We start from the raw sequence: 25649 nt of genomic DNA on the forward strand, positions 1-25649 counted from the left end.
TTTTTGGAAATAAAGGAGGAGAATAGAATGACGAACGAACAGAAAGAACTGACGATGCCAACAAAGTATGATCCGAAGGCAACCGAAGAAAACCGTTATGATTTTTGGCTGAAAGGTAAGTTTTTTGAGGCGAAAGGCGAGGAAGGGAAACAGCCTTATACGATTGTAATCCCACCTCCAAACGTTACAGGAAACTACATCTTGGGCATGCATGGGACACAACCCTTCAAGATATCTTAACACGTACAAAACGCATGCAAGGGTATGATGTATTATGGCTGCCAGGTATGGACCATGCGGGAATCGCAACACAGGCAAAGGTAGAAGGAAGCTGCGTGAAGAGGGTATTTCACGTTACGATCTAGGACGCGAAAAGTTTTAGAAAAATCGTGGGAATGGAAAGAAGAGTACGCTAAGTTTATCCGTCAGCAATGGGCAAAACTCGGGCTGGGTCTAGACTATTCTCGAGAGCGTTTTACGCTGGATGAAGGACTCTCAGATGCGGTTAAAGATGTATTCGTTACGCTTTATGAAAAAGGATTAATCTACCGTGGTGAATATATTATCAACTGGGATCCGCAAACAAAAACAGCACTTTCCGATATTGAGGTTATTCACCAAGATGTTCAAGGTGCTTTCTATCATATGAAATACCCGCTTGCTGATGGATCAGGTCACATTGAAGTAGCGACAACTCGTCCTGAAACGATGCTCGGTGATACAGCGATTGCCGTACATCCGAAAGATGAGCGCTATCAGCACTTGATTGGTAAAAAAGCAATCCTCCCGATCGTTGGGCGTGAGATCGAAATTGTTGGTGATGATTATGTTGATATGGAATTTGGTTCTGGTGCTGTAAAGATTACACCTGCACATGATCCTAACGATTTTGAGATTGGAAACAGACACAACCTTGAGCGTATCCTTGTTATGGATGAAGGCGGCAAGATGAACGAAAACGCTGGAAAGTATCAAGGCTTGGATCGCTTTGAATGCCGTAAACAGATTGTTAAAGATCTTCAGGAGCAAGGCGTATTATTTAAAATCGAAGAACATATGCACTCAGTTGGACACTCTGAGCGAAGCGGAGCGGTTGTTGAGCCATACTTATCAACACAATGGTTTGTTAAAATGCAGCCATTAGCAGAAGAAGCGATCAAGCTTCAACAAGGTGAAGATAAAGTAAATTTTGTTCCTGATCGCTTCGAGAACACGTATATGAGGTGGATTGAAAATATCCGTGATTGGTGTATCTCTCGTCAGCTTTGGTGGGGTCACCGTATCCCTGCTTGGTTCCATAAAGAAACAGGAGAAATTTACGTTGGTAAAACAGAACCAAAAGATCCGGAAAATTGGGAGCAGGATACGGATGTTCTTGATACGTGGTTCTCGTCTGCATTATGGCCATTCTCCACTATGGGGTGGCCTGATGAAGAAGCTGCTGACTTCAAACGCTACTTCCCTGGAAATGTTCTTGTAACAGGATATGATATCATTTCTTTCTGGGTTTCAAGAATGATCTTTCAATCGTTAGAGTTTACGGATCAAAAGCCGTTTAACGACGTATTAATTCATGGACTCGTTCGTGACTCTGAAGGCAGAAAGATGAGTAAGTCACTTGGCAACGGTGTAGATCCGATGGATGTGATCGAGAAGTATGGTGCCGATGCATTACGTTTCTTCTTATCTACAGGGAGCTCGCCAGGAAACGACCTTCGTTTTTATTGGGAAAAAGTAGAGTCTACTTGGAACTTTGCTAATAAGATCTGGAACGCATCTCGTTTCGCTTTAATGAACATGGATGGCATGCAGTATGATGAGATTGATTTAAGAGGAAAGAAATCACTCGCTGATCAATGGATTCTTACTCGATTGAACGAAACATCAGAAGACATCACTCGTCTGATTGATGCTTACGAATTTGGAGAAGTTGGACGTCTTCTTTATAACTTTATCTGGGATGACTTGTGTGACTGGTACATTGAAATGGCGAAGCTTCCTTTATACGGAGAAGATGAAGAAGCGAAGAAAACAACACGTTCGGTACTCGCCTATGTGTTAGACAATACACTTAGATTGCTTCATCCGTTCATGCCGTTTATTACAGAAGAAATCTGGCAGCATCTTCCTCATGAAGGGGAGTCAATCACGGTTGCATCATGGCCAGAAAAGAAAGAGGACCTTCATTTCCCTGAAGCAGCTAAAGAATTTGCTCTTATTACAGAAGTGATTCGTTCAGTTCGTAACATCCGGTCAGAGATGAACGTTGCACCAAGTAAACCAATCGAGCTTCAAATCAAGCCGAAGAATAAAGAAATTCTTGCTGCTCTAGAAAAGAATCGTCAATATTTAGTTCGTTTCTGTAATCCGAGTGAACTTGTGATCTCAGATGAAATCTCTGCACCTGAAAAAAGCATGAGCACCGTATTAACAGGTTTAGAAATGTACCTTCCTCTTGAAGGACTGCTTAACATTGATGAAGAGATTAAGCGACTAGAAAAAGAAGCAGAAAAGTATGCGAAAGAAGTAGAGCGTGTACAGAAAAAACTAAGCAATGAAGGCTTCATGAAAAAAGCACCTGAAAAGGTTATCGATGAAGAACGTGCAAAACAAGCAGATTATCAGGAAAAATATGATAACGTATTAGCGCGTATTAAAGAACTTCAAAGCTAAAAAATGTATAAATTGAGGCGGATCCTTATTACAGCAGGGATTCGCCTTCTTTTCGGTTAAGAAAGGCGGGAATTACGTGAATTCTTACGATGAAGCACTAGAATGGATTCATAGCTTATTAAAATTTGGAATAAAGCCAGGGCTAAAAAGAGTGGAATGGCTGTTAGAAAGAACAGGAAATCCTGAAAAGAAGTTAACCCTCATACATATTGCAGGAACGAATGGTAAGGGATCAACTTTAGAGTATTTAAGAAGTATTTTCTATGAAGCGAACTATTCTGTAGGTACTTTTACATCTCCATATCTGATTACGTTTAATGAAAGAGTCTCGTTAAATGGTCTGCCAATTGCTGATGAAGAACTTCTTCATTATTCGAGAATGTTAAAGCCACTTGTGGATGAGGTGTCTACCACATCACTTGGAAGTCCTACTGAGTTTGAAGTAATCACCGTTATTTCCCTTTTGTATTTTGCAGACAAGAAACCAGATGTTGTTCTGTATGAAACAGGGCTTGGCGGTCTTTACGATTCTACAAATGTAATTACACCAATCTTAAGTCTTATAACCAACATTGGCTTTGACCACATGGGTATACTCGGTGACACACTTGAGGACATTGCGTTTCAAAAGGCAGGAATTATAAAACCGAACGTCCCAGTTATTTCTACAGTTGAACAAGATAGTGCTATCAGTGTGATAAAACAAAAAGCAAAAGAAACAAAATCAGAATCATACTTTCTAGATCGTGACTTTTCTGTGCTTCATCTTAAAAGTATGGATCAGGGTGAGCGGTTTATTTTTAAAGATTTTGATAAGACGGAACATGAATACCTTATATCGATGAAAGGAACTCATCAAATAAAGAATGCAGGACTCGCTGCTGCAGCTATTATGCACTTAGTGAAGTCAGGTGAATTTAACATCTCCACTTCCGAAATTAAAGTAGGCCTAAATAAAGCAAATTGGGCTGGAAGATTTGAAAAAGTATCACAATCACCCGATATAATAATTGACGGTGCGCACAATCAGCAAGGAGTTCATGCACTTAAACAAACATTGATTAATCACTATCAGTCAAAAAGAATTTTTTACTTTTTGCGGCATTGCAGGATAAAGAGTATGGAAACATGATGAAAGACTTAGAAAGTGTTGTGTACGAGGCGTACTTCACGACATTTAATTTTCCGCGAGCTGCGTCTGCTGAGCAATTACTAGCAGAAAGTCCTTTTAAAAGGTCTATTGCTATTTCATCATGGGAAGAAGCTTTAAACCATGCTAAAGGACAATTAAAAGAAGAAGATGTCCTAATTATCACAGGTTCGCTGTACTTTATTTCTGAAGTAAGAAAAACTTTTCAAAATTTGGAATAACATTTATTGTAATTTTTTGAACTTTTGATAAAATTAAAGATAATGAATTTGTCCTAGTAAAAAAGATGTGTTTTTAAAGATCACATAAAGCAAGAGAGGGGACAAGGTGTTGACTACACGGATGGCAAATAGAAAAAAACGTATGTTTCTTGTAATTGCATGGATATGTTTATTCCCGCTTGCCATTTGGACGGCTACGCAGATGACAAGCAACCAGCCTGAAATCAACTTTATTGATTTAGGCATTATCTCCCTATTAGCAATTGTTGTTTCTAGTTTTCCTATTAAAGTTCTAAATTCAAACATCTCTTTTATGTCAGGAATTAATCTAGCTGTATTTTTGTACTTTGGATTAACTGTAGCACTTTTTATAACGCTTGTAGCCGTAGTCGCAATGTTCTTGTCCCTAAAAATACATATAATCAAAGAATATTATAGATATATGGCAAATACGCTTATGTTTACATGGATTATTATCTGCGAAAGCGCCGTATTCCATCTTTTTGGAGGGAAGTCGGTGCGTTTGAAGTAAACGAATCTATCAACTTAATACCTGTTATTGCATATGTGGGAACAGGCTTAGTTTTAAACCATGTAGCCATATACTTGCTTGTTAAATTTCTCTACGAAGAAGAAGTCGCTTTTTTTGAACGTGATGCAGTGTGGGACCTTGTTTCAGAAGTTTTAGCAATTCCAGTGGGTCTAATGTTATTTGTTCTTTATTCGCAATTAGGACGCCCAGGAATCTTTTACGTAGGACTTCCTTTTCTATCGCTCTCTATCATTATTAATCTGTACCATTCGAGCCAGCAGATTAACGATGCTCTTCAAAAAGCGAGTGAGATCGGCCAACAGCTTTCTGAGCATTTAAAAGTGAACCATATCTTAGATGTTTTTATTGAAAAATTAATCGGTTTTATGAATGTGGATTTTGCATTTATCTATGATGCTGATGCAGGTGAACATTTGAAAATCATACGCCAATATGCAAGTGAAGAAGGAATATTAACAGCTGTTCCTATAAAAAAACATGAAGCGATCAGCGGGAGAGTATGGGCGACGGGTAAGAGTATTCGTTACAGTAAACTGAAAGCTTGGCGGAACATTTCAGAGCTATTCTTTCATGGGAAAGCTCAATCCGTACTATCTGTACCAATGATCCGAAATCAAAGAATTGTTGGAATCATTACTTTTGCTTCCAAAGATAAGCATGCGTTTCATAAACATCATTTGATTATTTTAGAGATCTTAGCCAACTATTTAGCTGTTGCTATCGATAATGCTAGAAACTATGAGTCTACAAAATTAAAAAGTGAACAATGTCCACTAACGGGTTTGTATAATTATCGCTATTTTGAAGATCTTTTGACGGATATGTATCAAAATTATGAGTATTTCAGAAAGCAATTTTCAGTTATCCTTTTGGATATCGATCATTTCAAAAAAGTGAATGATACATATGGACACCAAAGTGGTAATGAAGTGCTGATCTTATTAGCCAGAAGACTGGAGAAATTTATTGGTGATCTGGGCACGGTTGCTCGCTACGGCGGTGAGGAATTTATTATAGTCTTGCCTGAATCTGGTGAAAGAGAATGTTTAGTACTCGCTGAACAGCTTCGTTCTGTCATTTCGGAAAAAGGATTTGAAATCCACAACGATCTCACGGATCAATGCAGACATCACATTTACATAACAGCAAGTATTGGTGTTGCAACTGCACCACACCAGGGAGAAGATGCGCTTACTCTAGTCAGAAATGCAGACCGCGCGATGTATACAGGAGCCAAACAGCAAGGGCGAAATAAAGTAGCAGCATATGTAGGTTAGAGAAAACTTTAGGCTAATTTCCTAAAGTTTTTTTATTTACTCAACTTCTTATTCTCGGATTTCCCTCTCATTTTCAAGTTCTATTAAAACGTAAATAGCATATGTTTTAGTAGATGATAGAGAGGAGCGGATACGGTTGAAACAAGAGATATCAATTTTAATAAACGGGAAAGAAAAGAATTTTAGTGAAGATAAAAAAGCACCAAAACAAGAGGATGCTCAAAGTGAGGTTGCGGCTGCAATTGAGTCAGTGAACAGGGAAGGTTATACGATTCTTGCAGCGCCTGTAAAGAAATCCGATCTTTCCTTTAAGAAAAGGAACTGGCATGTATTTTCACATAAGAAGACAAGCTTTCCTATGCCTCAAAAAAATAAAACACTTTCAAAGCAAATTCTAGCAGCCGTAATGGGCGCGGTAGTGACTGGAACGATCTTAGGGTTATTCGTATTGATGGTATTTTCTTCAGATATAACAGAAGCTGGTGATAAACAGATGGAAGCACCAGTTGTAAAAACAGAACAACCGGCTAACAACGAAAAATCAGTAGCGTTAACCCCTATCAAACTAGAGTTTTCGGCTCTTCAAGCAGGTGTCTTTTCATCAAAAGAACGTGCAGAAGGAGTAGTTAAGTCTATCGAAGAAAATGGGTTCTCGGCAGTTATTATAAAAGCAGATGAAGAGAAGTACTCGGTAATCGTTGGCATGGGCAATGAAAAACATCAATTAGATAAATATAATGAAGCTTATCAAAAGAAAATGGATAAACCGCTTCCGAAGACACTTTCATTTACATTTGAAAATTTAAAAACGCCAAATAATTTGGATGAAACCTACTTTAAGAATGGGCAGATTCTTCTGCAAAATGTGCTTACCCTTTCTCAGATGCCAGAAACGAAAGACTCAGGTCTTGATCGAACGTTAAACGACTTTAATAAGTGGAAAGAGTATGGCAATAACCAAAAAGATAAATGGAAAGAAAGTACAGCAAAAGCATCATCTGATTTTGAAAAACAGCTGGAAGGTGCTTTTTAGCACTAAAGGATTCTAAGAAAGGGATTTAAATTGGGCCTTCCAGCAAAAAGTAATGGATAGTTTCCAAGCTTATACAAATCTTCTTTCAACACTAAAATAAAGTTTGTTTAAAGTGTGGCTCAAATCAGTAACTTATGAGTCATACTTTTTTGTTATTTTACAGAGGAAATGTAGATTTACATTTAGTTTTTTGTAATTTGTACTTTTTAGCATTTTGTAGCAAACCGTATTAGAATTTTGTAATTTGCCCACATAAAATGCTGAATATTATCGAAAAAGTAATAGAAGTATGTTTTTTGGCGTGGTTTGTCTAATTTTTACAAGTTTGTTATTGTAAAACTGTACAAAAATTAACATCAATGAATTAGATGAAAGGTGATTTAAATGAAACGCCTCATATTAGCCTCTGCTTCACCTCGAAGATATGAACTTCTGTCATTAACGCTTCTTCCATTTGAAACGTATCCAAGTACACTTGAAGAAAAAATGGATCTTTCCCTTACTCCAAGTCAATTGGTAGAATCACTCGCTGAGCAAAAAGCTGCAGATGTCTTTACGTATAAACCAGATTGTGTGGTCCTTGGTGCAGATACGATTGTTTCTTTTCGTAACAATCGCCTTGGTAAGCCAAAGAATGCTGACGAAGCGGCTGACATGTTAAGAATGCTTTCTGGACAAACTCACGAAGTGTACACTGGTGTTTGCTTATTAGACCAAGAAAAGAAAGTGGTTTTTTCAGTTAAAACAGATGTGACTTTTTACACATTAGACGAAAAAACAATTTCTTGGTATATAAATACAGGTGAGCCATTTGATAAGGCTGGGAGTTATGGGATTCAAGGACATGGATCTTTACTAGTAGAAAAAATTCAAGGTGATTACTTTAATGTTGTAGGTCTACCGATTTCAAAAGTGGTTCGTTCATTAAAAGATTTCGCATTTTCATTCACCGAGTCAGTCACGCAGACTGAAAAATAAGGGGGAACGTAAGTGGTGACAAAACCGCTTATGATAAAAGATTACCCAGTACAGGAGAGGCCGCGAGAAAGACTGTTGAATGATGGTCCTGATGCGCTCTCCAACTATGAATTGTTAGCTATTCTTTTAAGAACGGGCACGAAAAAAATGTCAGCTATTCAACTTGCTCACCATATCATTCAGCAATTTGAAGGATTAAGGCATCTTAAAGAAGCAACAATAGGTGAATTGAAAGAAATCAACGGTATCGGATCAGCAAAAGCAGTCGAACTAATGGCTGCAATTGAAATTGGGAAACGTATCAGCCGTCTTCAGTTTGAAGAAAAGTATACGATAAGGTCTCCAGAAGATGGAGCGAGGTATTTAATGGATGAATTGCGCTTTTTGCAGCAAGAACACTTTGTTTGTCTATATTTAAACACAAAGAACCAAGTGTTGCATAAAAAGACAATATTCATAGGAAGCTTAAACACTTCTATTGTTCATCCAAGAGAAGTGTTTAAAGAAGGATTCAAACGCTCTAGTGCTTCGATCATCTGTTTTCACAATCATCCAAGCGGTGATCCTGCCCCTAGCAGGGAAGACATCGAAGTTACTAAAAGATTAGTAGAGTGCGGAAAAATGCTGGGAATTGAAGTGTTAGATCACATCATAATAGGTGATCAAAGATACGTTAGTTTAAAAGAAAAAGGATATGTTTAACATTGTCTTTTGTTTCTTTTTTAGCGTATAATCAAACGTATGAGTTTTGCTTGATGAAAGGAGTCTACATAAATGTTTGGTGGATTTTCAAGAGATTTAGGAATTGATTTAGGAACTGCAAACACACTTGTTTACGTGAAGGGCAAGGGTGTTGTTGTGCGTGAACCTTCCGTTGTTGCTTTGCGTACTGACACTGGTTCAATTGAAGCAGTAGGTAATGCTGCTAAAAATATGATTGGACGTACTCCAGGTAATATTGTTGCTGTAAGACCTATGAAAGATGGGGTTATTGCTGATTTTGAAACAACGGCAACTATGATGAAATATTTTATTCAGCAAGCCCAAAAGAATCGTTCTGTTTTTGCACGTAAACCATACGTAATGGTATGTGTACCTTCAGGAATCACAGCTGTAGAAAAACGTGCTGTAGAAGATGCAACAAAACAAGCAGGAGCGCGTGAAGCGTATACGATTGAAGAGCCATTTGCAGCTGCAATCGGTGCAGACCTTCCTGTTTGGGAACCAACGGGAAGTATGGTTGTTGATATCGGTGGAGGAACAACGGAAGTAGCTATCATTTCTCTAGGTGGTATCGTTACTAGCCAGTCCATCCGTATTGCTGGAGATGAAATGGACGATGCAATCATCGCTTACATTAAAAAGACTTATAATCTAATGATCGGTGAAAGAACGGCTGAAACGCTCAAACTTGAGATTGGATCAGCTGGAACGCCTGAAGGTATCGAAGACATGGACATCCGTGGTAGAGATTTGTTGACAGGCCTTCCAAAAACGATTACGATTACGGCGGAAGAAGTTTCCAGCGCGTTGCGTGATACTGTAAACAGCATTATGGACGCTGTAAAAGTAACTCTTGAAAAGACACCTCCAGAACTTGCTGCTGACATTATGGATCGCGGTATTGTACTAACAGGTGGTGGTGCTTTATTAAGAAACTTGGATAAAGTAATCAGCGAAGAGACAAAAATGCCTGTTATCGTGGCGGAAAATGCATTGGATTGTGTAGCAGTTGGAACTGGCCGTGCGCTTGAAAACCTGCACCTTTTTAAATCCAAAGCTGGTATAACTTCTAGATCTAAATCCAAGTAAGTAGGTGTATTTTCATGCCACATTTTTTTCGAATAAACGTCTTATCATCCTGCTAGTCAGTATTATCATTCTAGTAGCATTGATTGGTTTTTCGATGAAAAAAGGGAAAGCCTAACCTTACCTGAACAGTTTTTAAAAGATTCTGCAGGACTAACACAAACGATTTTCTATAAACCCGCTAATACAATAGCGGGTTTCTTTGAGAATTTAGCTGAAATGAAACAGCTTTATAAAGAGAATCAAATGTTAAAAGCTAGGTTAGATGAGTACGCAAAACTTTATGTACAGTATGAGGAAGTTAAAAAAACGAATGAAACACTAAAAGCACAGTTGGACAAGGAAGAAGATCTCACCGATTTTAAAGTGAGAGAAGCAACGGTTATCGGCCGTTCCCCGGATCAATGGAACCAATTTATCTACATTAATAAAGGGGAAAAGGACGGCATCAAACCGAAGATGGCTGTTATATCCCCTCAAGGATTTATCGGGAAAGTAACAAATGTTTCCTTGTTTCAATCAACAGTTCAGTTAATTAGTGACAATGACCGTACGAATCGTTTCTCTGCCATTGTTCAAGGTGAGAAGAACATTTTTGGGACGATTGAAGGTTATGATGCGAAAAAGCAAGCTTTGCTGTTTAAAAAGATTCCTGTAGACGCAAAGATTAAGAAAGGCCAAAAGGTCATTACTTCTGGTCTTGGGGATGTCTTTCCTCCTAACCTTCTAATTGGAGAAGTTGTAGATATCGAGCCGGATGAAGTGGGTTTGACACAGACTGCTTATCTGAAACCTTCTGCAGATTTATATGATTTAGATCATGTAATGGTGCTCGAACGAGAAATGCCTGCAGTGGATGAAAGTTTAAGAGAAAAGGAGGAAGAATGATGAAAAAAATCCTTCTTCCTTTTCTTATCTATTTAGCTTTTATTAGTGAAAGCTCTTTAGTTCAAGCTTTCTTGCCTCACGAAAACAGTATGGACTGGCAACTGATCCCCCGTTTTTCAATGGTTATGATCTTATTTGTTGCTATCTATTTAAATACTACATATGGACTTCTGTACGGACTGGCTTTGGGTCTCTTGACGGACCTTCTCTATACAGACATCATTGGTGTTTATCTATTCTCAATGGCTGCTACTGCCTATATTACGTCTATTTTTTCTAGATACTTATTTGGGAATTTAATTGTGACACTGCTTCTGTCCATTGTAGGAGTATCTATCTTAGAGTTTTTTGTATACGGTTTGAACAGTCTTATAGGAATCAGCAATCAAATGATTGATGTGTTTCTTTATAAAAGATTGTTGCCTACCCTCATCTTAAACGGTTTATTTGCGATACTCATTTATTATCCGTATGTAAAGCAGCTGAACCAAATAAAGGATACCCTAAAAGAAAACTAACTTCTGCAAAGAGGAATTTAGACCTAGCTGTCGAATGTTAGTACGTTGAGGTGAACAATGGCAATGGTACAAAAACTCCAGCACAACGTAACAATAAAAGGTACAAAAGACGGCCTCATTTTATTGTTGGATGATAAGTGTTCCTTCGAGAGATTAATCGAGGAGCTTAATGATAAATTAACCGCGGGAAGCGGCCAGTTGTTAAACGGACCTGTTATTTCTGTAAAAGTAAAAGCGGGTAATCGTTATGTAACAGCTGAGCAAGAGGAAAGATTACGGGAAGCACTAAAGCAAAAAGAAAATCTGATTTTAGAGCATATTGAGTCAAATGTTATAACAAAGGCAGAAGCCGAAGAAATGAGGAAAGATGCCCAAGTTGTAACGGTTTCAAAGATCGTCAGGTCAGGGCAGGTTCTTGATATTCAAGGAGATCTGCTCCTGATTGGCGATGTTAATCCAGGCGGTACTGTTATGGCGACGGGAAATATTTATATTCTTGGTTCGCTTAAGGGAATCGCTCACTGCGGAACGAAGGGCAACGAAGAAGCGATCATTGCAGCATCCGTAATGAAACCTTCTCAACTTAGGATTGCTCACCATATTAATAGAGCACCAGACTCTTATCCGGAACTAGGAAATGAGATGGAGTTTGCTTACATATCCAATGAAGAACAACAGATTCGTATTGATCGAATCAGTGCTGTTCACCGATTAAGACCGATGTTGAACAGTTTGGTATAGAAAGGGGAATGAAGCATGGGAGAAGCGATAGTCATTACGTCTGGGAAAGGTGGAGTCGGTAAAACAACGACTTCTGCCAATATAGGGACTGCTCTAGCTCTTTCTGGAAAAAAGTATGCCTTGTTGATACAGATATCGGTTTGCGTAACCTTGATGTATTAATGGGACTCGAGAATCGGATCATCTATGATCTCGTGGATGTGGCAGAGGAACGCTGTAAGCTAAACCAAGCTTTAATAAAAGATAAGCGCTTTGAGTGTTTGTACCTGCTCCCGGCAGCTCAAACAAAAGATAAAACTTCCATTACACCTGAACAAGTTAAGAAAATCGTTCAGGAGTTAAAACAAGACTATGACTATGTAATTATCGACTGTCCTGCTGGTATTGAACAAGGTTTCAAAAATGCTGTAGCAGGCGCAGATAAGTCAATAGTTGTAACAAACCCTGAAATCTCATCTGTGCGTGATGCTGATCGCATCATTGGACTTTTAGAACAAGAAGATGTAGAAGCTCCTAAGTTAATTGTAAATCGTCTTCGTAATCATCTTGCTAAAAGTGGAGATATGTTAGATGTAGATGAGATCGTTTCTGTTCTCTCGATTGAGCTATTAGGAGTCGTTATTGACGATGAAAATGTGATAAAAGCAGCGAACAAAGGTGAACCGGTTGCGATGCAGCCTGACTCAAAAGCTTCAATCGCGTACAGAAATATTGCGAGAAGAATTTTAGGTGAGTCTGTTCCACTACTTTCTCTTGAAGAAGAAAAAGGGTTCTTTGGAAAGATTAAAACGTTATTAGGGATGAAATAAAGCATCAGCTTTTCGCTGATGCTTTTTTTGAGCTGTTTCTCATTGTTGTTTTTGAAAGTAGCTGATTTCCGTTCCAGGAGCTCTGGAGCGGAAATCAACTACTAACAAAGCGCCAATGTATAAACGAAAACAGTTTTTCTGAAAAGTTGATGCTCCTCTTTCAAAAGCAACATAATCATCCAAACCATTTTACTCATATCTCTTCCGGACAAGTCATAGGATGTACATATATGATAAAAATGGAGGAACGGTTATGAAAAATAGAGCAGATGAAATCCGAAAGAAATACGGAAATATTTCTAAAAATGGCAGTTCAAAAGAGAGTGGCTCGGTTATCTCATCGAGGGAAGAACCAGAGAAATCTCATCCTCTATTTAACCGTCACGCCATGTTGATGCAGATCATGTTTTCCATCATCTTATTTTTAATAGTAGGGATTATCTTTAAAAATGGAGAACACACGGCTAAAGCGCAAAACTTTATTAAACATGTTTATGAAGATGAGTTTCAGTTTGCTGCTGCAAAAGATTGGTATGAAGATAAGTTTGGGAAGCCATTAGCATTACTACCTAAAGATAAGCTGCAAAAAGAACAAAAAAATACTGAAGAAGTAAGTGAAGTATTTGCGGTTCCTGCTGATGGAAAAGTATATGAAACATTTAGTACAAATGGAAAAGGGATCGTAATTGAAACGGGAAAAGAAGAATACGTTGAAACGGCAAAAGAGGGCTATGTGGTTTATGCTGGAAAAAAGGATAATTTAGGGCTAACCGTTATTATACAGCACTCGGACGAGCAAGAATCTTGGTATGGAGATCTTAAGGAAATCGATAAGTCTATAAAGCTTTATAATTATGTAGAAAGCGGTACTCGCCTCGGTAAAGTATCAGAAAATGAGGATGGGAAATCTGGTAAATTTTATTTTGCGATCAAAAAAGACAAGAGTTTTATCGATCCGAGCAAGGTGATTGATATTGATTAACTTAATAATTGAATTTATACGAAAAATAAAGATTAACCCCTTTTTTGGATTGTTATTTTTGGAGCCGTCTATACAGGACACTTCAGGAAATTATCATCTGGTTTTTCGTTGTTCTTATTCACGAGATGGGTCATTTTGCTGGGGCCCGTCTTTTTAAATGGAGAATTTCTAGAATAGATCTTCTTCCCTTTGGAGGTGCAGCTGTCGTTGAAGAGCACGGTACTAGACCCTTTCATGAAGAAGTATGGGTGGCCGTTCTTGGTCCGCTGCAGCATATATGGCTGACAGGAGTTGCATTTCTTTTAAGTCAGTGGGAATTCATTTCTGCTGATGACTTTTATTGGTTTTTTCTTCTAAACGTAACATTGTTCATTTTTAATCTTCTTCCGATATGGCCATTGGATGGAGGGAAAGTGGCATTTGCTCTTTTCACAAAATTCATTCCTTTTAAAGAGGCTCAGCGCATATTTTTACTAGTATCGGGAGGCATATTATTTATAGGGAGTGCTTGGCAGTTATCCATACAGCCGACACATTTGAATCTATGGGTGATTTGCTTATTCTTAGGATTAGCTCATGTCCTCGAATGGAGAAGCAGGCATTATGTTTTTATGCGATTCTTATTAAGCAGGGTGCAGCATAATTCACCAAGACCGACTTCAACAATTATTGTTCCGCCTACATGGTCACTTTCAAAAGTCACTCACCAACTTATGAAAGGGTTACACATTATATCGTCATTAAGAACCTCAAACCCATTAAGATAAAAGAAGCTGAGCTTTTAGATGCCTATTTTCATAAACATCCTCCTGAATGTGCAATTGGGAAAGTTTTTCGTTAGAATAATAAGAAGATGCGAAAACAGGGAGATGTGAGTTGAAAGATGCAGCGAGTGGTAATCAATGCAGCAGGAATGGAAAAACGTACTGCACTTCTAGATAACGACAAGCTTATAGAATGTGCTGTGCATAGACCAACTGAAAAGCCGTTAACGGGAAACATATACAAAGGGAAAGTTCAAAAAGTATTGCCAGGCATGCAGGCAGTGTTTGTAGACATTGGAACAGATAAGAATGGTTTTCTGCACAAAGATGACCTTCCTGCTTATCAACAGCTTTCTAGTGAGGATAAGAAAAAGGTATCTGTCTCGAATCTTATAAGAGAAGGAGAATCCATTCTCGTTCAAATAGCAAAAGAAGAGACTGGAGATAAAGGAGCAAAGTTAACAGCACTTATTTCTTTTACAGGTCACCTTCTCGTATATTTCCCATTCACCCCGCACATTGGGATCTCGAAAAAAATAAATGAATCCGAACGGAATGCACTTCAAACATGGGGCACTTCTGTATTAACTGATGGGGAAGGACTAATTATCCGAACTGGATGTGAGGACTTTCCGGAACAGGAAATGAACCAAGAGCTTGAGAACTTGAGAGGGCAGTTAAAAGAGGTTGTGAATAATTCAGCTGACAAAAAGCTCCAGCTTTAATCGTGCAGCCCCTTTTTTCTATCCTTTATTAGAAAGATGGCTAAACCCAAATGTAGAAGAAATCGTTGTCGATGATTATGACACATATAACCGTATAAAAGAGTATGCGGCTTCCTATCGTAATCCTTATTCAGTAAAGTTGTACAATGAAAAAGAACCCCTTTTTCGCAAGTTTGGAATCGACATAGACATTGAAAAAACACTATCTCCGCTTGTTTGGTTAAAGAATGGTTCCTTTCTGTACTTCAATGTGACAGAGGCATTAACGGTAATCGATGTGAATACCGGAAAATTCACAGGAAAAAAAGACCGTTCTAAGACAGTTGTTGAGACGAACTTAAACGCTGCCAAAGAAGTAATGAAACAGCTTCGCTTACGCAATATAGCAGGAATGATTATTATCGATTTTATTACGATGCAATCGAATGAAGACAAAGAACAAATAATTAAGGCGATGCGGGATGAAATAAAAAAAGATTCTTCCACCATGGTTCTGCATGGCTTCACAAAAATGGGCTTGTTTGAGATGACCAGGAAAAAGAACGTCCATCGCTGCTCGAAACGCTTGCGGAAAAACACGGCCGTCATATGATGGATGGGTATATACTTCGTGCCGAAACACTGTATTACGAGATCGAACGTTTGGCTAGAGAATACACATATGAAGATGTAGAAGCGATATGGATGGAAGTGCCTCATCACTTTTCAGAATGGATGCAAAAAAATCCAGATAAGCTGAAAGTAATTGAGGAACAAACCGGAGTCATTTTGTTTCTATCAGCAGGCTCTTCTACTCGTGAAATTATCGTGAGACAAACAGGTAAAGAAAACGCAGTAAAAAGCAGAATGCTAAAAGATTCAGATTGACACAAGGGTGCCAAACATGGTATCCTTTTTTCGTTAGTGTTTGGAGCACCCGCTCCAACCGCACAGACTAGGTTTTAAGTATTTTTATACGCCTAGGATGGCGAGTCTGAGTATAAGAGGAGGTGCACGTTGATGTACGCAATTATTCAAACTGGTGGTAAGCAAGTTCGAGTTGAAGAAGGTCAAGCAATCTATGTTGAAAAACTAGATGTTGAAGCTGGTGAAACAGTAACATTCGAAGATGTATTGATGGTCGGTGGAGACAGCTTGAAAGTAGGAGCTCCTTTAGTTGAAGGTGCTACAGTTACGGCAAAAGTTGAAAAACATGGCCGTGGCGAAAAAATCGTTGTCTACAAGTTTAAGGCGAAGAAGAACTATCGTCGTAAGCAAGGACACCGTCAACCATACACAAAAGTTGTGATTGACAAGATTAACGGGTAATTCTCATGATTAAAGTTTCTATTTACAGAAACCACGATCAAAACATACTTTCGTTTGCGATGGAAGGACATGCTGATTTTGCTCCACATGGCCAAGATTTGGTTTGTGCAGCCGCAACAGCTGTGTCGTTCGGTACAATTAATGCTATAGAAAAGCTTTGCGGCTATGAGCCGGAAGTGACCACGCATGATGATGGTGGGTTTCTAACGTGTAAAGTACCGAATAATCTTGATGATTCTACTTATCAAAAAACGCAATGGCTTTTGGAAGGCATGATTGTATCTCTTGCTTCAATTGAAGAAGGGTACAGCGAGTATATAAAATTGACTGAACATGAAGGAGGTGCAACGAATGCTTAAATTAAACCTTCAATACTTTGCCTCTAAAAAAGGGGTAGGTAGCACAAAGAATGGTCGTGATTCACAGTCTAAGCGTCTTGGCGCTAAGCGTGCTGACGGACAATTCGTTTCTGGTGGTTCAATTCTTTATCGTCAACGTGGTACTAAGATTTATCCTGGTACAAACGTAGGTAAAGGCGGAGATGACACACTATTTGCTAAGGTAGACGGAATCGTTCGTTTCGAGCGTTATGGTCGTGACCGCAAAAAGGTAAGTGTTTACCCAATCGCGCAAGAAGCGTAAGAGGGAGATGAAAACTCTAACCAGATTGGTTAGAGTTTTTTCTTTGCTTTGTTGAATTAAGTACTGCGCTAAATTTGTTGGTGTAAGGTATAGCCATATTAAAAGGAAAGGCTAGGAGTGCGATAATGTCAAACAAATGGACAACTGTCGATCTTTTGCGCCACGCCAGGCATGACTGGCTAAACCAGCTACAGCTTATTAAAGCAAACCTATCACTTGACCGCACAGAGCGGGCAAAAGAGATTATGAATGAAGTAATTGAACTATCCGGGAAGAATCAAGAATCTCTAACCTGAAAACCCCGAATTTATCGGAGTACTTATTAACATATAATTGGTTGAAACATCCGGTGAAATTGTATGGAAAAGTAAATGGGGAAAGCGGGGATTTCAGCTTATTTGAAGATGAATTGTTACATACAACGAAAGAAATATGCGATGTGTTGAACAATTCGATTTCGGGTTATGATGAATACTCACTTACTGTTACATTTGATCCTGCAGCTCTTCGAGTTTGTTATGCCTTTCAAGGGGCGCTGACAGACGAGGAGAGTACATTCGAAAACATGAAGAATATTTTTTCAACACATAAAAGCATGTTACTCATCGAAAGCTATAACCAGGAAAATAAGTGTTATTTTGATATTCAGTTAACTACTTAAAGGAAGGAGGAGAATTAAATGTTTGTCGATCAGGTCAAAATTTATTTAAAAGCAGGTGACGGTGGAAACGGAATGGTAGCGTTTCGCCGTGAAAAATATGTTCCAGATGGTGGTCCTGCAGGTGGTGACGGAGGAAAAGGAGCAAACGTTATCTTCGAAGTAGAAGAAGGATTGCGAACGCTTATGGATTTTCGCTACAACCGTCATTTTAAAGCACCACGGGGCGAGCATGGTATGTCCAAGGGCATGCATGGAAAAAAGCGAATGATATGATCGTAAAAGTTCCTCCAGGGACTGTGGTGACAGATGCAAATACAGGTGAAACGATTGCTGACCTTGTTCATCACCAGCAGCAAGCAATTGTTGCAAAAGGTGGTCGTGGAGGACGTGGAAACACTCGTTTTGCAACTCCGGCGAATCCGGCTCCTGAAATCGCGGAAAATGGTGAGCCAGGAGAAGAGCGTGAAGTTACACTAGAATTAAAAGTGTTAGCGGATGTAGGGTTAGTTGGTTTCCCTAGTGTAGGAAAGTCAACGTTCTTATCGATTGTGTCTGCAGCTAAGCCGAAAATTGCGGAATATCATTTTACAACAATCACTCCGAATTTAGGGGTAGTTGCAGTAGAAGATGGTCGCAGCTTTGTTATGGCTGACTTGCCAGGATTGATTGAAGGGGCTCATGAGGGTGTTGGACTAGGACATCAGTTCTTAAGACACATCGAAAGAACACGTGTTATTCTTCACGTTATCGATATGTCTGGGATGGAAGGCCGAGATCCTTACGATGATTTTGTAAAAATCAACGAGGAGCTTAATCAGTACAACATGCGATTAATGGAACGTCCTCAAATTGTTCTTGCTAACAAGATGGACATTCCGGGTGCAGAAGAAAACCTTGCAGAGTTCAAAGAAAAAGTCGGAGAAGAAGTTCAAGTCTTTCCGATTTCTGCGATTTCTCGTCAAGGAATTCGCGAAGTATTATTTACGACCGCTGATATTCTAGAAGTGACGCCTGAGTTCCCGCTTATCCATGATGATGGCGTGGAGCAGCAAAGGGTTCTTTATAAGCACGAAAAAGAAGATGCAGGTTTTTATATCACTCGTGATCCTGCAGGAACTTTTGTTATTAATGGTCCGAAGATTGAAAAGCTATTCAAGATGACAGACTTTTCTCGAGAAGAAGCGACGAAACGTTTTGCGCGTCAGATGCGTACACTTGGTGTTGACCAGGCGCTGCGTGATCGTGGGGCAGAGCACGGAGATGTCGTTCGTATCTTGAAATATGAATTCGAGTTTATTGATTAATAGCAGGCAGCCTATCCATTAGGCTGTCTTTTTTGTATACAAATGTCCGTGTGGAATAGACATTTTCCGTTTGATTGATTATAATATAGGTAAGATTGACGCCGGAGGAAAGTAATATGAAAAATGATCAGCAATACTATATGGTTAGAGAAGATGTACTATCAGAATCCATGCAAAAAGCTTTGGAAGCTAAATCTCTCTTAGATAGAGGAAAAGTAAAGACGGTGGCAGAAGCTGCTGAAAAAGTGGGCTTGAGCAGAAGCGCATTTTACAAATACCGTGATGGAATCTTTCCGTTTCATACAATGGTAAAAGAGAAAATTATTACGCTTTCTATTCATCTTGAAGACAGATCCGGTGCCCTGTCGAGCCTTTTAACAGTAGTTGCTTCTCAAGGATGCAACGTATTAACGATTAATCAGACGATTCCCTTACAAGGACGAGCACATATTACATTAACGATTGAAACCAACATGCTTCAAGGTGATCTGAAGGATCTGTTAAGCACACTTAATAGAATGGAAACCGTTGAACGAGTAGAAGTTGTAGGAACAGGTGCATAAGAAAATATATCAAGGTTTATGAATGAAGAATTGAAAAAGCTGGCTCCATTTGATGTTGGAGTCAGCTTTTTATGGTCTTTTGGTCAGTATGAACGCGTCAAATGCTCGTTCATGGGGTTTTATGCTCGTCCACGAAGATTTAATGCTCGCTCATGGAGTTTTGCGCTCGTTCAGCGAGCCTTTAGGCTTGCTGAACGAGCGCCATCCGAGAAATACGAGCGCCATCCGAGAAATACGAGCGCCATCCGAGAAATACGAGCGCCATCCGAGAAATACGAGCGCCATCCGAGAAATACGAGCGCCATCCGAGAAATACGAGCGCCATCCGAGAAATACGAGCGCCATCCGAGAAATACGAGCGCCATCCGAGAAATACGAGCGCCATCCGAGAAATACGAGCGCCATCCGAGAAATACGAGCGCCATCCGAGAAATACGAGCGCCATCCGAGAAATACGAGCGCCATCCGAGAAATACGAGCGCCATCCGAGAAATACGAGCGCCGTCCGAGAAATACGAGCGCCATCCGAGAAATACGAGCGCCATCCGAGAAATACGAGCGCCATCCAAGAAATACGAGCACCATCCTAAAACGGAAAGCAACTACTTTCGAAAACATTCTTGCTACAATAAAAATCCTTTTTCTTGTAACGCATCACAAACCCTATCTAACTTTTCCTGTGAGTCTGATGAGAGTGTATGCATATGAATACCTTCTGTTAACTCACTTAACAGAGTAGCGTTCGTTTCTTTAAGCCGCTTAATCAAATTTTCTACATCTTTTCGCGTGGAAAGCTTGAGTGAAGCTTTAATATCTCCATAAACAGGGTGTTCAACAGTTACATCTTCAATGGTTACACCGTAATCCACGATAGTATTAAGTTCGTCGATTGTTTCTTCAGGATGATGGTTTGCAGCAATAACGCACGTGAAAGAGTTTTTAGTATCAGGCTTTAAATAAACATAGCCTTGTGCAGTTGCCATAATGGGCTCGCCGCTCGCTTTAAGAAGCGACATGTCCCCAACGATAACTTGTCTGCTGACGTTTGTTTTGGCGGCGAGTATTGAACCGCTAAGGGGCTCTTCAGCTTCTATGAGCCACGATATAAGCTGAGACCTTCTATCATCACCTTTTAATTTATCAGGTTTGTTCATCTGGATAATACCTCGCTAACAGATCTGAATTTATTTGAAATCTCATTAAGAGCTTTTCCTAACATAGCCATATCTTCTATCGTTGTTTGATGACTAAGTGAGATCCGCACTAAACCGTGGGCTTCACTGTCAGTTCTTCCTACTGCAAGTAATGCTTTAGATGGTTCTTGCTGACCATTTTTACAGGCAGAGCCAGTGGAAACAGCTATCTTCCTTCTATTAAGTTCCTGCATGACAATTTGCCCTTCCATTCCCATTATTCTTATTGGAATAATGAAAGGAGAGCTATCCGCTTTTCCTTCAAAGATAATATCTTTATTTTTTAGTATAAGCGATAAGAACTGTTTTCGCATTTCTTCAGCATGTTGAAAATTAGCAGGTTGCTTTCTCATATACTCATCTGCCGCAGTAACAAAAGCTACAATGGATGGCATATCAACCGTACCAGGCCGGAATCCCCGCTCATGTGTTACATCAGAAAGAAGTGGTTTTATATGAACTGCCGGTGAGATGTAAACGGCTCCTGTTCCCTTTGGTCCATGAATCTTATGTGCAGAGACTGTAAAAGAATCTATGGAAACTGTGCTGAAATGGTCAGCGCTATATTTTCCGAATGATTGAACACAGTCACTGTGAAACAATACACCTTTATCCGCTAAAAAAGTTCCAATTTGCTTGATGTCTTGAACCATTCCTGTCTCACTGTTTACATGCTGAATAGTAACCAGTATGGTATCTTCTCGGATGGTAGATCGCAATTGATCTAATGAAATTTTCCCGTTATGGTTTACGGGAATTCTCGAAACTTCATATCCATTCTTCTCTAAAAAGGTAAGGGCGTATTCAACAGAAGGGTGTTCAATGTTTGATGTGATAATGTGTCTCCCTTTTTCTGTGCCCCAAACGCTAACGAAGTAATAGCTAGAAAATTCCCATCAGAACCTCCGCCAGTAAAATAGATTCCGTCTTTCTCTAATCCCAATAAATTCGCTATTGAAGTTCTTGCATGTTCTAATAAATCTTTTGCGTCTAAACCGCCATCATGAAGACTTTCCGTATTGTGAAAAAAACTTTCGATGTATGGATGAAAGCCTGAAGTGCTGTTTCTGACATAGGAGTTGTTGCAGCAAAATCGAGATATATCAAGGTTTTCACCTCTGTTTAAATAAAATAGTTGTATCTAGTTTAAATCTATGTAAATATAGGTGTCAAGACACGTGTAAAGTTGAGGTGTTTTATTAAATGAATCATATTGAAGCAGATGTATTGATTGTCGGTGGAGGAATCGCTGGCTTGATGGCTGCTGAATATTTAAGTTCGCATAAGAATGTGATAGTTATCACAAAGTTATCTGCAGAGAAATCAAATTCCTATTTAGCACAAGGCGGAATCTCTGCAGCCATTGATAAAGAAGACTCCTGGGTGGAGCATCTTCTAGACACCATTAAAGCAGGTCATCATCATAACGATCAAGAGAAGGTAAAACACCTTGTTCAAGAAGGGATAAACGTCATTCATACTCTTGCAGAGTGGGGAGTGAGATTTGACAGAAAAGAAAACGGTTCCTTTATGCTTGGAAAAGAAGGTGGGCATCACCGTAATCGAATCGTTCACGCAGGTGGAGATCAAACCGGCAAAAAGGTTATGGAAGCACTTATTCTTCGAGTAAAAGATAAAGTCAAGGTGTATACCCATCAATATGCTGTAGATTTAATAACACAGAATAACCGATGTTTCGGTGTGTATTGTAAAGATGAAGCAGGTAATCCAACCTTCTTTCATGCAAAGAATACGATTTTAGCCGGTGGAGGCTATGCAGGAATCTATGCGACTACTTCTAACGCTTTTGGATCGGATGGAAGCGTTTTATGTATGGCATACCGAGCAGGTGTTGAACTTTCTGACTTGGAATTTGTTCAATTTCATCCAACGTTACTATCAGGAAGAGATACAGTTGGATTGATTACAGAAGCAGTAAGAGGTCAAGGCGGTATCCTTGTAAATTCTAAAGGGATTGCTTTTATGGAAGGTGTTCATCCTCTAAAAGACTTGGCACCAAGAGATATTGTTTCAAAAAGAATATTTCAAGAGATTCATAATCATGGTGAAAGCGTTTATCTCGATATTAGAGGAATTAATGATTTTGAAAAAACTTCCCTGGCGTAAGTGAGTTGTGCAAAAAAGCAGGGGTTTCGTTAAAAGAAGGATTGATTCCCGTGGCGCCTGGTGCTCATTTTACGATGGGTGGTATTACTTCAGATCATAACGGCAAAACATCGATGGCAGGACTATATGCGATCGGTGAATGCGCGAATACGGGAGTACATGGAGCTAATCGATTAGCGAGTAACTCCCTCTTGGAAGGAGCCGTTTTTGCTAAGGCGGCAGCACAGAGTATCCTATTAACAGACGACAGCAATACGAATGCATTACCTTTAACCAGATTAGAACCGTTCACTCAGAATAATGGGCTAGCATCGGAACTACTTGGTGAAGAGCAGATTCGATTCATAATGGATAAGCATGCTGGAATCTGCAGGCATCAGCAAGGATTAACTGAAGCGGCAGAGATGCTGCAGTTAACAACCTGGAAACCTCAACTAATCGATGAACCATTATCTGTGATTCAAAGGTTAAATATGCAAACGATGGCTTGGTTAACCTTAACAAGCGCTCTTAAGCGTGAAGAAAGCAGGGGCAGTCATTATCGAAAGGACTATCCATTTCAACAAAGTGGGTGGGAACAAAAAAAGATTATAAGGAGTTTATGGCATGATGAATCCATTATTGCTAAAAAAGCAGCTACAGGAGTTCTTAATTGAAGATATTGGATCAGGAGACTTGTCAGCTTCACTGTTTGAAGGAAACACAGAAGTTACAGCAACGATTATCGCAAAAGATCAAGGAGTATTTGCAGGTGGACAGATTCTTTCAACGGGCTATGAACTGATAGATACGACTGTTCAAACAAACATTTATGTGGGTGATGGAGAGTGGTTTGAAGCAGGTACAAAACTTGCAGAAATCACCGGTAAAAGACAAAGTGTCTTATCTGGAGAAAGAGTGTTATTAAACTTGCTGCAACGACTATCTGGCATAGCCACGATCACTTCAAAAGCTGTTTCAAATTGCAATGGTGAAACACGCATTTGTGATACAAGAAAAACGACACCAGGACTTAGGATGCTTGAAAAATATGCTGTAAGATGCGGAGGGGGATATAACCACCGATTTGGACTATACGATACCGTGATGTTGAAAGAAAACCATCTTGCTGGATTTCAATCTATTCAAGCAGCAGTTGAAGCAGCAAGACAAAAGTTTGGACATACGGTAAAAATTGAAGTTGAAACCGAAACGGAAGAGCAAGTGATTGGAGCGGTTTTAGCTGGGGCAGATATTATTATGTTCGATAACTGTACGCCAGAAGAAATCAGACAGAGGATGAAACATGTACCTCCAAACATTATTACAGAAGCTTCCGGTGGCATTACCCTTGAGATGATCCCAGAGTATAGCCGAACGGGAGTCCATTATATTTCATTAGGTTACTTAACTCATTCTTATAAAGCACTCGATATCAGTATGAACGTTAAAGGAGTTGTAAAACATGACTATACTCGAAACCTTTCCTAAGTATAAAACATTGCCAGCTCGTTATTACGATATGTCATCAATAGAGATGGAACAAAGGATTAAGGAAATAAAGAAACAGTTAGGGAATAAGCTTTATCTTCCCGCGCATCATTATCAAAAAGATGAAGTAGTACAATTTGCAGATGTTACGGGTGATTCTCTTCAACTTGCCAAAATTTCTGCTCAAAACAAAGAAGCAGATTATATCGTTTTCTGTGGTGTGCATTTTATGGCGGAAACAGCTGATATGCTGAGCAGCGCAAATCAGATCGTCGTACTTCCTGATTTAAAAGCAGGTTGTTCAATGGCAGATATGGCTAATATTCATCAAACTGAAAGAGCCTGGTTCGAACTGAACAAATTATTGGGTGACACCATTCTTCCCCTGACTTATGTGAATTCTACAGCTGATATTAAAGCATTCTGCGGTAAGAATGGAGGAGCAACGGTTACTTCTTCAAATGCTAAAGAAATGGTAAGCTGGGCATTTGAGCAAAAGGAAAGACTACTTTTCTTACCCGATCAGCACCTGGGAAGAAATACTGCATTTGATCTGGGAATCCCACTAGAGGATATGGCGATTTGGGACCCGATTAAAAATGAGTTAGTCTTTGAAGGATCTGACATCGAGCGCATTAAAGTGATTCTTTGGAAAGGTCATTGTTCGGTTCATGAAAAGTTTACAGTCAATCAAATTGAGGACTTTAGACAGAACCATTCAGATTATAAAATTATCGTTCATCCTGAATGTACGCATGAGGTGGTAAGAGCTAGCGATCTAAACGGTTCAACACACTACATCATTGAAACAATCAAACATGCAGAACCAGGAACAAAATGGGCAGTCGGTACAGAGATGAATTTAGTTAATCGCTTAGCTCAACAGTTTCCAGATAAGAAAATCGTTTCATTAAACCCTAATCTTTGTCCATGTTTAACCATGAATCGCATAGATCTGCCACACTTACTATGGTCTTTAGAAAATATTATAGAAGGAAATCCGGAGAATATTATTACAATAGATGATAAAACAAAAAGATATGCCATAATGGCATTAAATCGAATGATGTAGCTCTAACTCCCCCTCTGTCATATCCTTCTTTTATCAGGCATAAATTGATAAAGGAATAATGACACTTCATTAAGATGTAGCAATATGCCCAAATGTTCATATACTGTAAGGAAATTTGGCAGGAGGGAGTTTTGCAGCGTGAGAATTCACATTGTGCAAAAAGGGGACACACTTGACAAAATAGCTGA

25 protein-coding genes, 6 pseudogenes and 1 other annotated feature are annotated in these 25649 nt (G+C 39.3%); of the genes and pseudogenes, 28 read left to right on the forward strand and 3 right to left on the reverse strand.

Annotated elements, in window-relative coordinates:
• The first annotated feature begins 27 nt into the window (after positions 1-27).
• The 24 genes and pseudogenes from ACEWFH_RS08280 (at position 28) to ACEWFH_RS08395 (ending at position 19599) form a co-directional block, all read left to right on the forward strand.
• A pseudogene (locus ACEWFH_RS08280) lies at positions 28-2673 on the forward strand (valine--tRNA ligase).
• Between the two features lie 76 nt (positions 2674-2749).
• A pseudogene (locus tag ACEWFH_RS08285) lies at positions 2750-4044 on the forward strand (bifunctional folylpolyglutamate synthase/dihydrofolate synthase).
• A gap of 121 nt (positions 4045-4165) precedes the next feature.
• Positions 4166-4576, forward strand: coding sequence for a hypothetical protein (locus ACEWFH_RS08290; protein WP_473726832.1), 411 nt, complete (start codon positions 4166-4168; stop codon positions 4574-4576).
• Positions 4510-5874, forward strand: coding sequence for a GGDEF domain-containing protein (locus ACEWFH_RS08295; protein ID WP_473726833.1), 1365 nt, complete (start codon positions 4510-4512; stop codon positions 5872-5874). Before ACEWFH_RS08290 ends, ACEWFH_RS08295 begins: the two co-directional genes overlap by 67 nt.
• 136 nt (positions 5875-6010) lie before the next feature.
• Positions 6011-6907 carry a hypothetical protein gene (locus ACEWFH_RS08300; protein WP_473726834.1) on the forward strand — a complete coding sequence of 299 codons (897 nt, stop codon included), beginning with the start codon at positions 6011-6013 and terminating at the stop codon, positions 6905-6907.
• A 384-nt stretch (positions 6908-7291) separates the two neighbouring features.
• Entirely contained in the window at positions 7292-7885 is a 594-nt protein-coding gene (locus ACEWFH_RS08305) for a Maf family protein (protein WP_473726835.1), read from the forward strand.
• A gap of 30 nt (positions 7886-7915) precedes the next feature.
• Complete coding sequence (gene radC / locus ACEWFH_RS08310; protein WP_473727244.1) at positions 7916-8587, forward strand: RadC family protein; 672 nt, start codon at positions 7916-7918, stop codon at positions 8585-8587.
• Between the two features lie 72 nt (positions 8588-8659).
• The gene (locus ACEWFH_RS08315; protein WP_066291366.1) at positions 8660-9697 is read left to right on the forward strand and encodes a rod shape-determining protein; all 1038 of its coding nucleotides are present in this window, start codon (positions 8660-8662) and stop codon (positions 9695-9697) included.
• 79 nt (positions 9698-9776) lie between these two features.
• Positions 9777-10582: pseudogene (gene mreC, locus ACEWFH_RS08320) on the forward strand (rod shape-determining protein MreC).
• Positions 10579-11100: a rod shape-determining protein MreD gene (mreD, locus tag ACEWFH_RS08325; RefSeq protein WP_473726836.1), complete on the forward strand. Its 522-nt coding sequence runs from the start codon at positions 10579-10581 to the stop codon at positions 11098-11100. The pseudogene mreC and the gene mreD overlap by 4 nt, the downstream one beginning before the upstream one ends.
• A 63-nt stretch (positions 11101-11163) precedes the next feature.
• Positions 11164-11841: a septum site-determining protein MinC gene (gene minC / locus ACEWFH_RS08330; protein WP_473727245.1), complete on the forward strand. Its 678-nt coding sequence runs from the start codon at positions 11164-11166 to the stop codon at positions 11839-11841.
• Positions 11842-11856: 15 nt separating this feature from the next.
• Positions 11857-12650 (forward strand): annotated as a pseudogene (gene minD / locus ACEWFH_RS08335) (septum site-determining protein MinD).
• Between the two features lie 253 nt (positions 12651-12903).
• Positions 12904-13632 (forward strand): peptidoglycan DD-metalloendopeptidase family protein, encoded by a 729-nt coding sequence (locus ACEWFH_RS08340; protein ID WP_473726837.1) that lies wholly within the window; start codon positions 12904-12906, stop codon positions 13630-13632.
• 44 nt (positions 13633-13676) lie between these two features.
• Positions 13677-14399 carry a site-2 protease family protein gene (locus ACEWFH_RS08345; RefSeq protein WP_473726838.1) on the forward strand — a complete coding sequence of 241 codons (723 nt, stop codon included), beginning with the start codon at positions 13677-13679 and terminating at the stop codon, positions 14397-14399.
• 116 nt (positions 14400-14515) lie between these two features.
• The gene (locus ACEWFH_RS08350; protein WP_473726839.1) at positions 14516-15121 is read left to right on the forward strand and encodes a ribonuclease E/G; all 606 of its coding nucleotides are present in this window, start codon (positions 14516-14518) and stop codon (positions 15119-15121) included.
• Positions 15099-15713, forward strand: coding sequence for a ribonuclease E/G (locus ACEWFH_RS08355; protein WP_473727246.1), 615 nt, complete (start codon positions 15099-15101; stop codon positions 15711-15713). Before ACEWFH_RS08350 ends, ACEWFH_RS08355 begins: the two co-directional genes overlap by 23 nt.
• The gene (locus ACEWFH_RS08360; RefSeq protein ID WP_473726840.1) at positions 15710-15988 is read left to right on the forward strand and encodes a hypothetical protein; all 279 of its coding nucleotides are present in this window, start codon (positions 15710-15712) and stop codon (positions 15986-15988) included. Before ACEWFH_RS08355 ends, ACEWFH_RS08360 begins: the two co-directional genes overlap by 4 nt.
• A gap of 46 nt (positions 15989-16034) precedes the next feature.
• Positions 16035-16106: a sequence feature (ribosomal protein L21 leader region), on the forward strand.
• 14 nt (positions 16107-16120) lie between these two features.
• Positions 16121-16429, forward strand: coding sequence for a 50S ribosomal protein L21 (gene rplU, locus ACEWFH_RS08365; protein WP_289494975.1), 309 nt, complete (start codon positions 16121-16123; stop codon positions 16427-16429).
• Positions 16430-16434: 5 nt separating this feature from the next.
• Entirely contained in the window at positions 16435-16788 is a 354-nt protein-coding gene (locus ACEWFH_RS08370; RefSeq protein WP_473726841.1) for a ribosomal-processing cysteine protease Prp, read from the forward strand.
• On the forward strand, positions 16781-17071 hold the full coding sequence (rpmA, locus tag ACEWFH_RS08375; RefSeq protein ID WP_066291343.1) for a 50S ribosomal protein L27: 291 nt from the start codon (positions 16781-16783) through the stop codon (positions 17069-17071). The genes ACEWFH_RS08370 and rpmA overlap by 8 nt, the downstream gene beginning before the upstream one ends.
• A gap of 125 nt (positions 17072-17196) precedes the next feature.
• Complete coding sequence (locus ACEWFH_RS08380; RefSeq protein WP_473726842.1) at positions 17197-17367, forward strand: Spo0B domain-containing protein; 171 nt, start codon at positions 17197-17199, stop codon at positions 17365-17367.
• Positions 17364-17732, forward strand: a complete 369-nt coding sequence (locus ACEWFH_RS08385; RefSeq protein WP_473727247.1) for a Spo0B C-terminal domain-containing protein — start codon at positions 17364-17366, stop codon at positions 17730-17732. Before ACEWFH_RS08380 ends, ACEWFH_RS08385 begins: the two co-directional genes overlap by 4 nt.
• Before the next feature lie 18 nt (positions 17733-17750).
• Positions 17751-19036: pseudogene (gene obgE / locus ACEWFH_RS08390) on the forward strand (GTPase ObgE).
• Positions 19037-19152: 116 nt separating this feature from the next.
• The gene (locus ACEWFH_RS08395) at positions 19153-19599 is read left to right on the forward strand and encodes an ACT domain-containing protein (protein ID WP_066239516.1); all 447 of its coding nucleotides are present in this window, start codon (positions 19153-19155) and stop codon (positions 19597-19599) included.
• A gap of 181 nt (positions 19600-19780) precedes the next feature.
• Here ACEWFH_RS08395 and ACEWFH_RS08400 read toward each other — a convergent pair whose 3' ends face one another.
• The 3 genes and pseudogenes from ACEWFH_RS08400 to ACEWFH_RS08410 form a co-directional block, all read right to left on the reverse strand.
• Positions 19781-19924, reverse strand: a complete 144-nt coding sequence (locus ACEWFH_RS08400; protein WP_473726843.1) for a hypothetical protein — start codon at positions 19922-19924, stop codon at positions 19781-19783.
• 298 nt (positions 19925-20222) lie between these two features.
• Positions 20223-20759 carry a 3H domain-containing protein gene (locus tag ACEWFH_RS08405; RefSeq protein WP_473727248.1) on the reverse strand — a complete coding sequence of 179 codons (537 nt, stop codon included), beginning with the start codon at positions 20757-20759 and terminating at the stop codon, positions 20223-20225.
• A pseudogene (locus ACEWFH_RS08410) lies at positions 20750-21933 on the reverse strand (cysteine desulfurase family protein). The gene ACEWFH_RS08405 and the pseudogene ACEWFH_RS08410 overlap by 10 nt, the downstream one beginning before the upstream one ends.
• A gap of 62 nt (positions 21934-21995) precedes the next feature.
• On the opposite strand from ACEWFH_RS08410, the gene ACEWFH_RS08415 reads away from it, so the two are divergent.
• Genes ACEWFH_RS08415 through nadA form a run of 4 tightly spaced genes read left to right on the forward strand, consistent with a single transcriptional unit; the run spans position 21996 to position 25461 of the window.
• The gene (locus tag ACEWFH_RS08415; protein WP_473726844.1) at positions 21996-22919 is read left to right on the forward strand and encodes an L-aspartate oxidase; all 924 of its coding nucleotides are present in this window, start codon (positions 21996-21998) and stop codon (positions 22917-22919) included.
• A 5-nt stretch (positions 22920-22924) separates the two neighbouring features.
• Complete coding sequence (locus ACEWFH_RS08420; RefSeq protein ID WP_473726845.1) at positions 22925-23575, forward strand: FAD-binding protein; 651 nt, start codon at positions 22925-22927, stop codon at positions 23573-23575.
• Complete coding sequence (gene nadC, locus ACEWFH_RS08425; RefSeq protein ID WP_473727249.1) at positions 23529-24389, forward strand: carboxylating nicotinate-nucleotide diphosphorylase; 861 nt, start codon at positions 23529-23531, stop codon at positions 24387-24389. Before ACEWFH_RS08420 ends, nadC begins: the two co-directional genes overlap by 47 nt.
• Positions 24364-25461, forward strand: coding sequence for a quinolinate synthase NadA (nadA, locus tag ACEWFH_RS08430; RefSeq protein WP_473726846.1), 1098 nt, complete (start codon positions 24364-24366; stop codon positions 25459-25461). The genes nadC and nadA overlap by 26 nt, the downstream gene beginning before the upstream one ends.
• Positions 25462-25649: the final 188 nt, after the last annotated feature.

Source organism: Fictibacillus sp. EA-CB0309, from assembly GCF_055814265.1.

What these genes read in the sequence shown, in the direction of transcription:
- ACEWFH_RS08340 (WP_473726837.1), top strand. Translation starts at nt 12,904, where the DNA reads ATGAAAAATAGAGCAGATGAAATCCGAAAGAAATACGGAAATATTTCT.
- radC (WP_473727244.1), top strand. Translation starts at nt 7,916, where the DNA reads ATGATAAAAGATTACCCAGTACAGGAGAGGCCGCGAGAAAGACTGTTG.
- minC (WP_473727245.1), top strand. Translation starts at nt 11,164, where the DNA reads ATGGTACAAAAACTCCAGCACAACGTAACAATAAAAGGTACAAAAGAC.
- rpmA (WP_066291343.1), top strand. Translation starts at nt 16,781, where the DNA reads ATGCTTAAATTAAACCTTCAATACTTTGCCTCTAAAAAAGGGGTAGGT.
- ACEWFH_RS08400 (WP_473726843.1), bottom strand. Translation starts at nt 19,924, where the DNA reads ATGGCGCTCGTATTTCTCGGATGGCGCTCGTATTTCTCGGATGGCGCT.
- nadA (WP_473726846.1), top strand. Translation starts at nt 24,364, where the DNA reads ATGACTATACTCGAAACCTTTCCTAAGTATAAAACATTGCCAGCTCGT.
- ACEWFH_RS08415 (WP_473726844.1), top strand. Translation starts at nt 21,996, where the DNA reads ATGAATCATATTGAAGCAGATGTATTGATTGTCGGTGGAGGAATCGCT.
- ACEWFH_RS08350 (WP_473726839.1), top strand. Translation starts at nt 14,516, where the DNA reads ATGCAGCGAGTGGTAATCAATGCAGCAGGAATGGAAAAACGTACTGCA.
- ACEWFH_RS08295 (WP_473726833.1), top strand. Translation starts at nt 4,510, where the DNA reads ATGGATTATTATCTGCGAAAGCGCCGTATTCCATCTTTTTGGAGGGAA.
- mreD (WP_473726836.1), top strand. Translation starts at nt 10,579, where the DNA reads ATGATGAAAAAAATCCTTCTTCCTTTTCTTATCTATTTAGCTTTTATT.
- ACEWFH_RS08290 (WP_473726832.1), top strand. Translation starts at nt 4,166, where the DNA reads ATGGCAAATAGAAAAAAACGTATGTTTCTTGTAATTGCATGGATATGT.
- rplU (WP_289494975.1), top strand. Translation starts at nt 16,121, where the DNA reads ATGTACGCAATTATTCAAACTGGTGGTAAGCAAGTTCGAGTTGAAGAA.
- nadC (WP_473727249.1), top strand. Translation starts at nt 23,529, where the DNA reads ATGAATCCATTATTGCTAAAAAAGCAGCTACAGGAGTTCTTAATTGAA.
- ACEWFH_RS08360 (WP_473726840.1), top strand. Translation starts at nt 15,710, where the DNA reads ATGATGGATGGGTATATACTTCGTGCCGAAACACTGTATTACGAGATC.
- ACEWFH_RS08305 (WP_473726835.1), top strand. Translation starts at nt 7,292, where the DNA reads ATGAAACGCCTCATATTAGCCTCTGCTTCACCTCGAAGATATGAACTT.
- ACEWFH_RS08380 (WP_473726842.1), top strand. Translation starts at nt 17,197, where the DNA reads ATGTCAAACAAATGGACAACTGTCGATCTTTTGCGCCACGCCAGGCAT.
- ACEWFH_RS08370 (WP_473726841.1), top strand. Translation starts at nt 16,435, where the DNA reads ATGATTAAAGTTTCTATTTACAGAAACCACGATCAAAACATACTTTCG.
- ACEWFH_RS08395 (WP_066239516.1), top strand. Translation starts at nt 19,153, where the DNA reads ATGAAAAATGATCAGCAATACTATATGGTTAGAGAAGATGTACTATCA.
- ACEWFH_RS08315 (WP_066291366.1), top strand. Translation starts at nt 8,660, where the DNA reads ATGTTTGGTGGATTTTCAAGAGATTTAGGAATTGATTTAGGAACTGCA.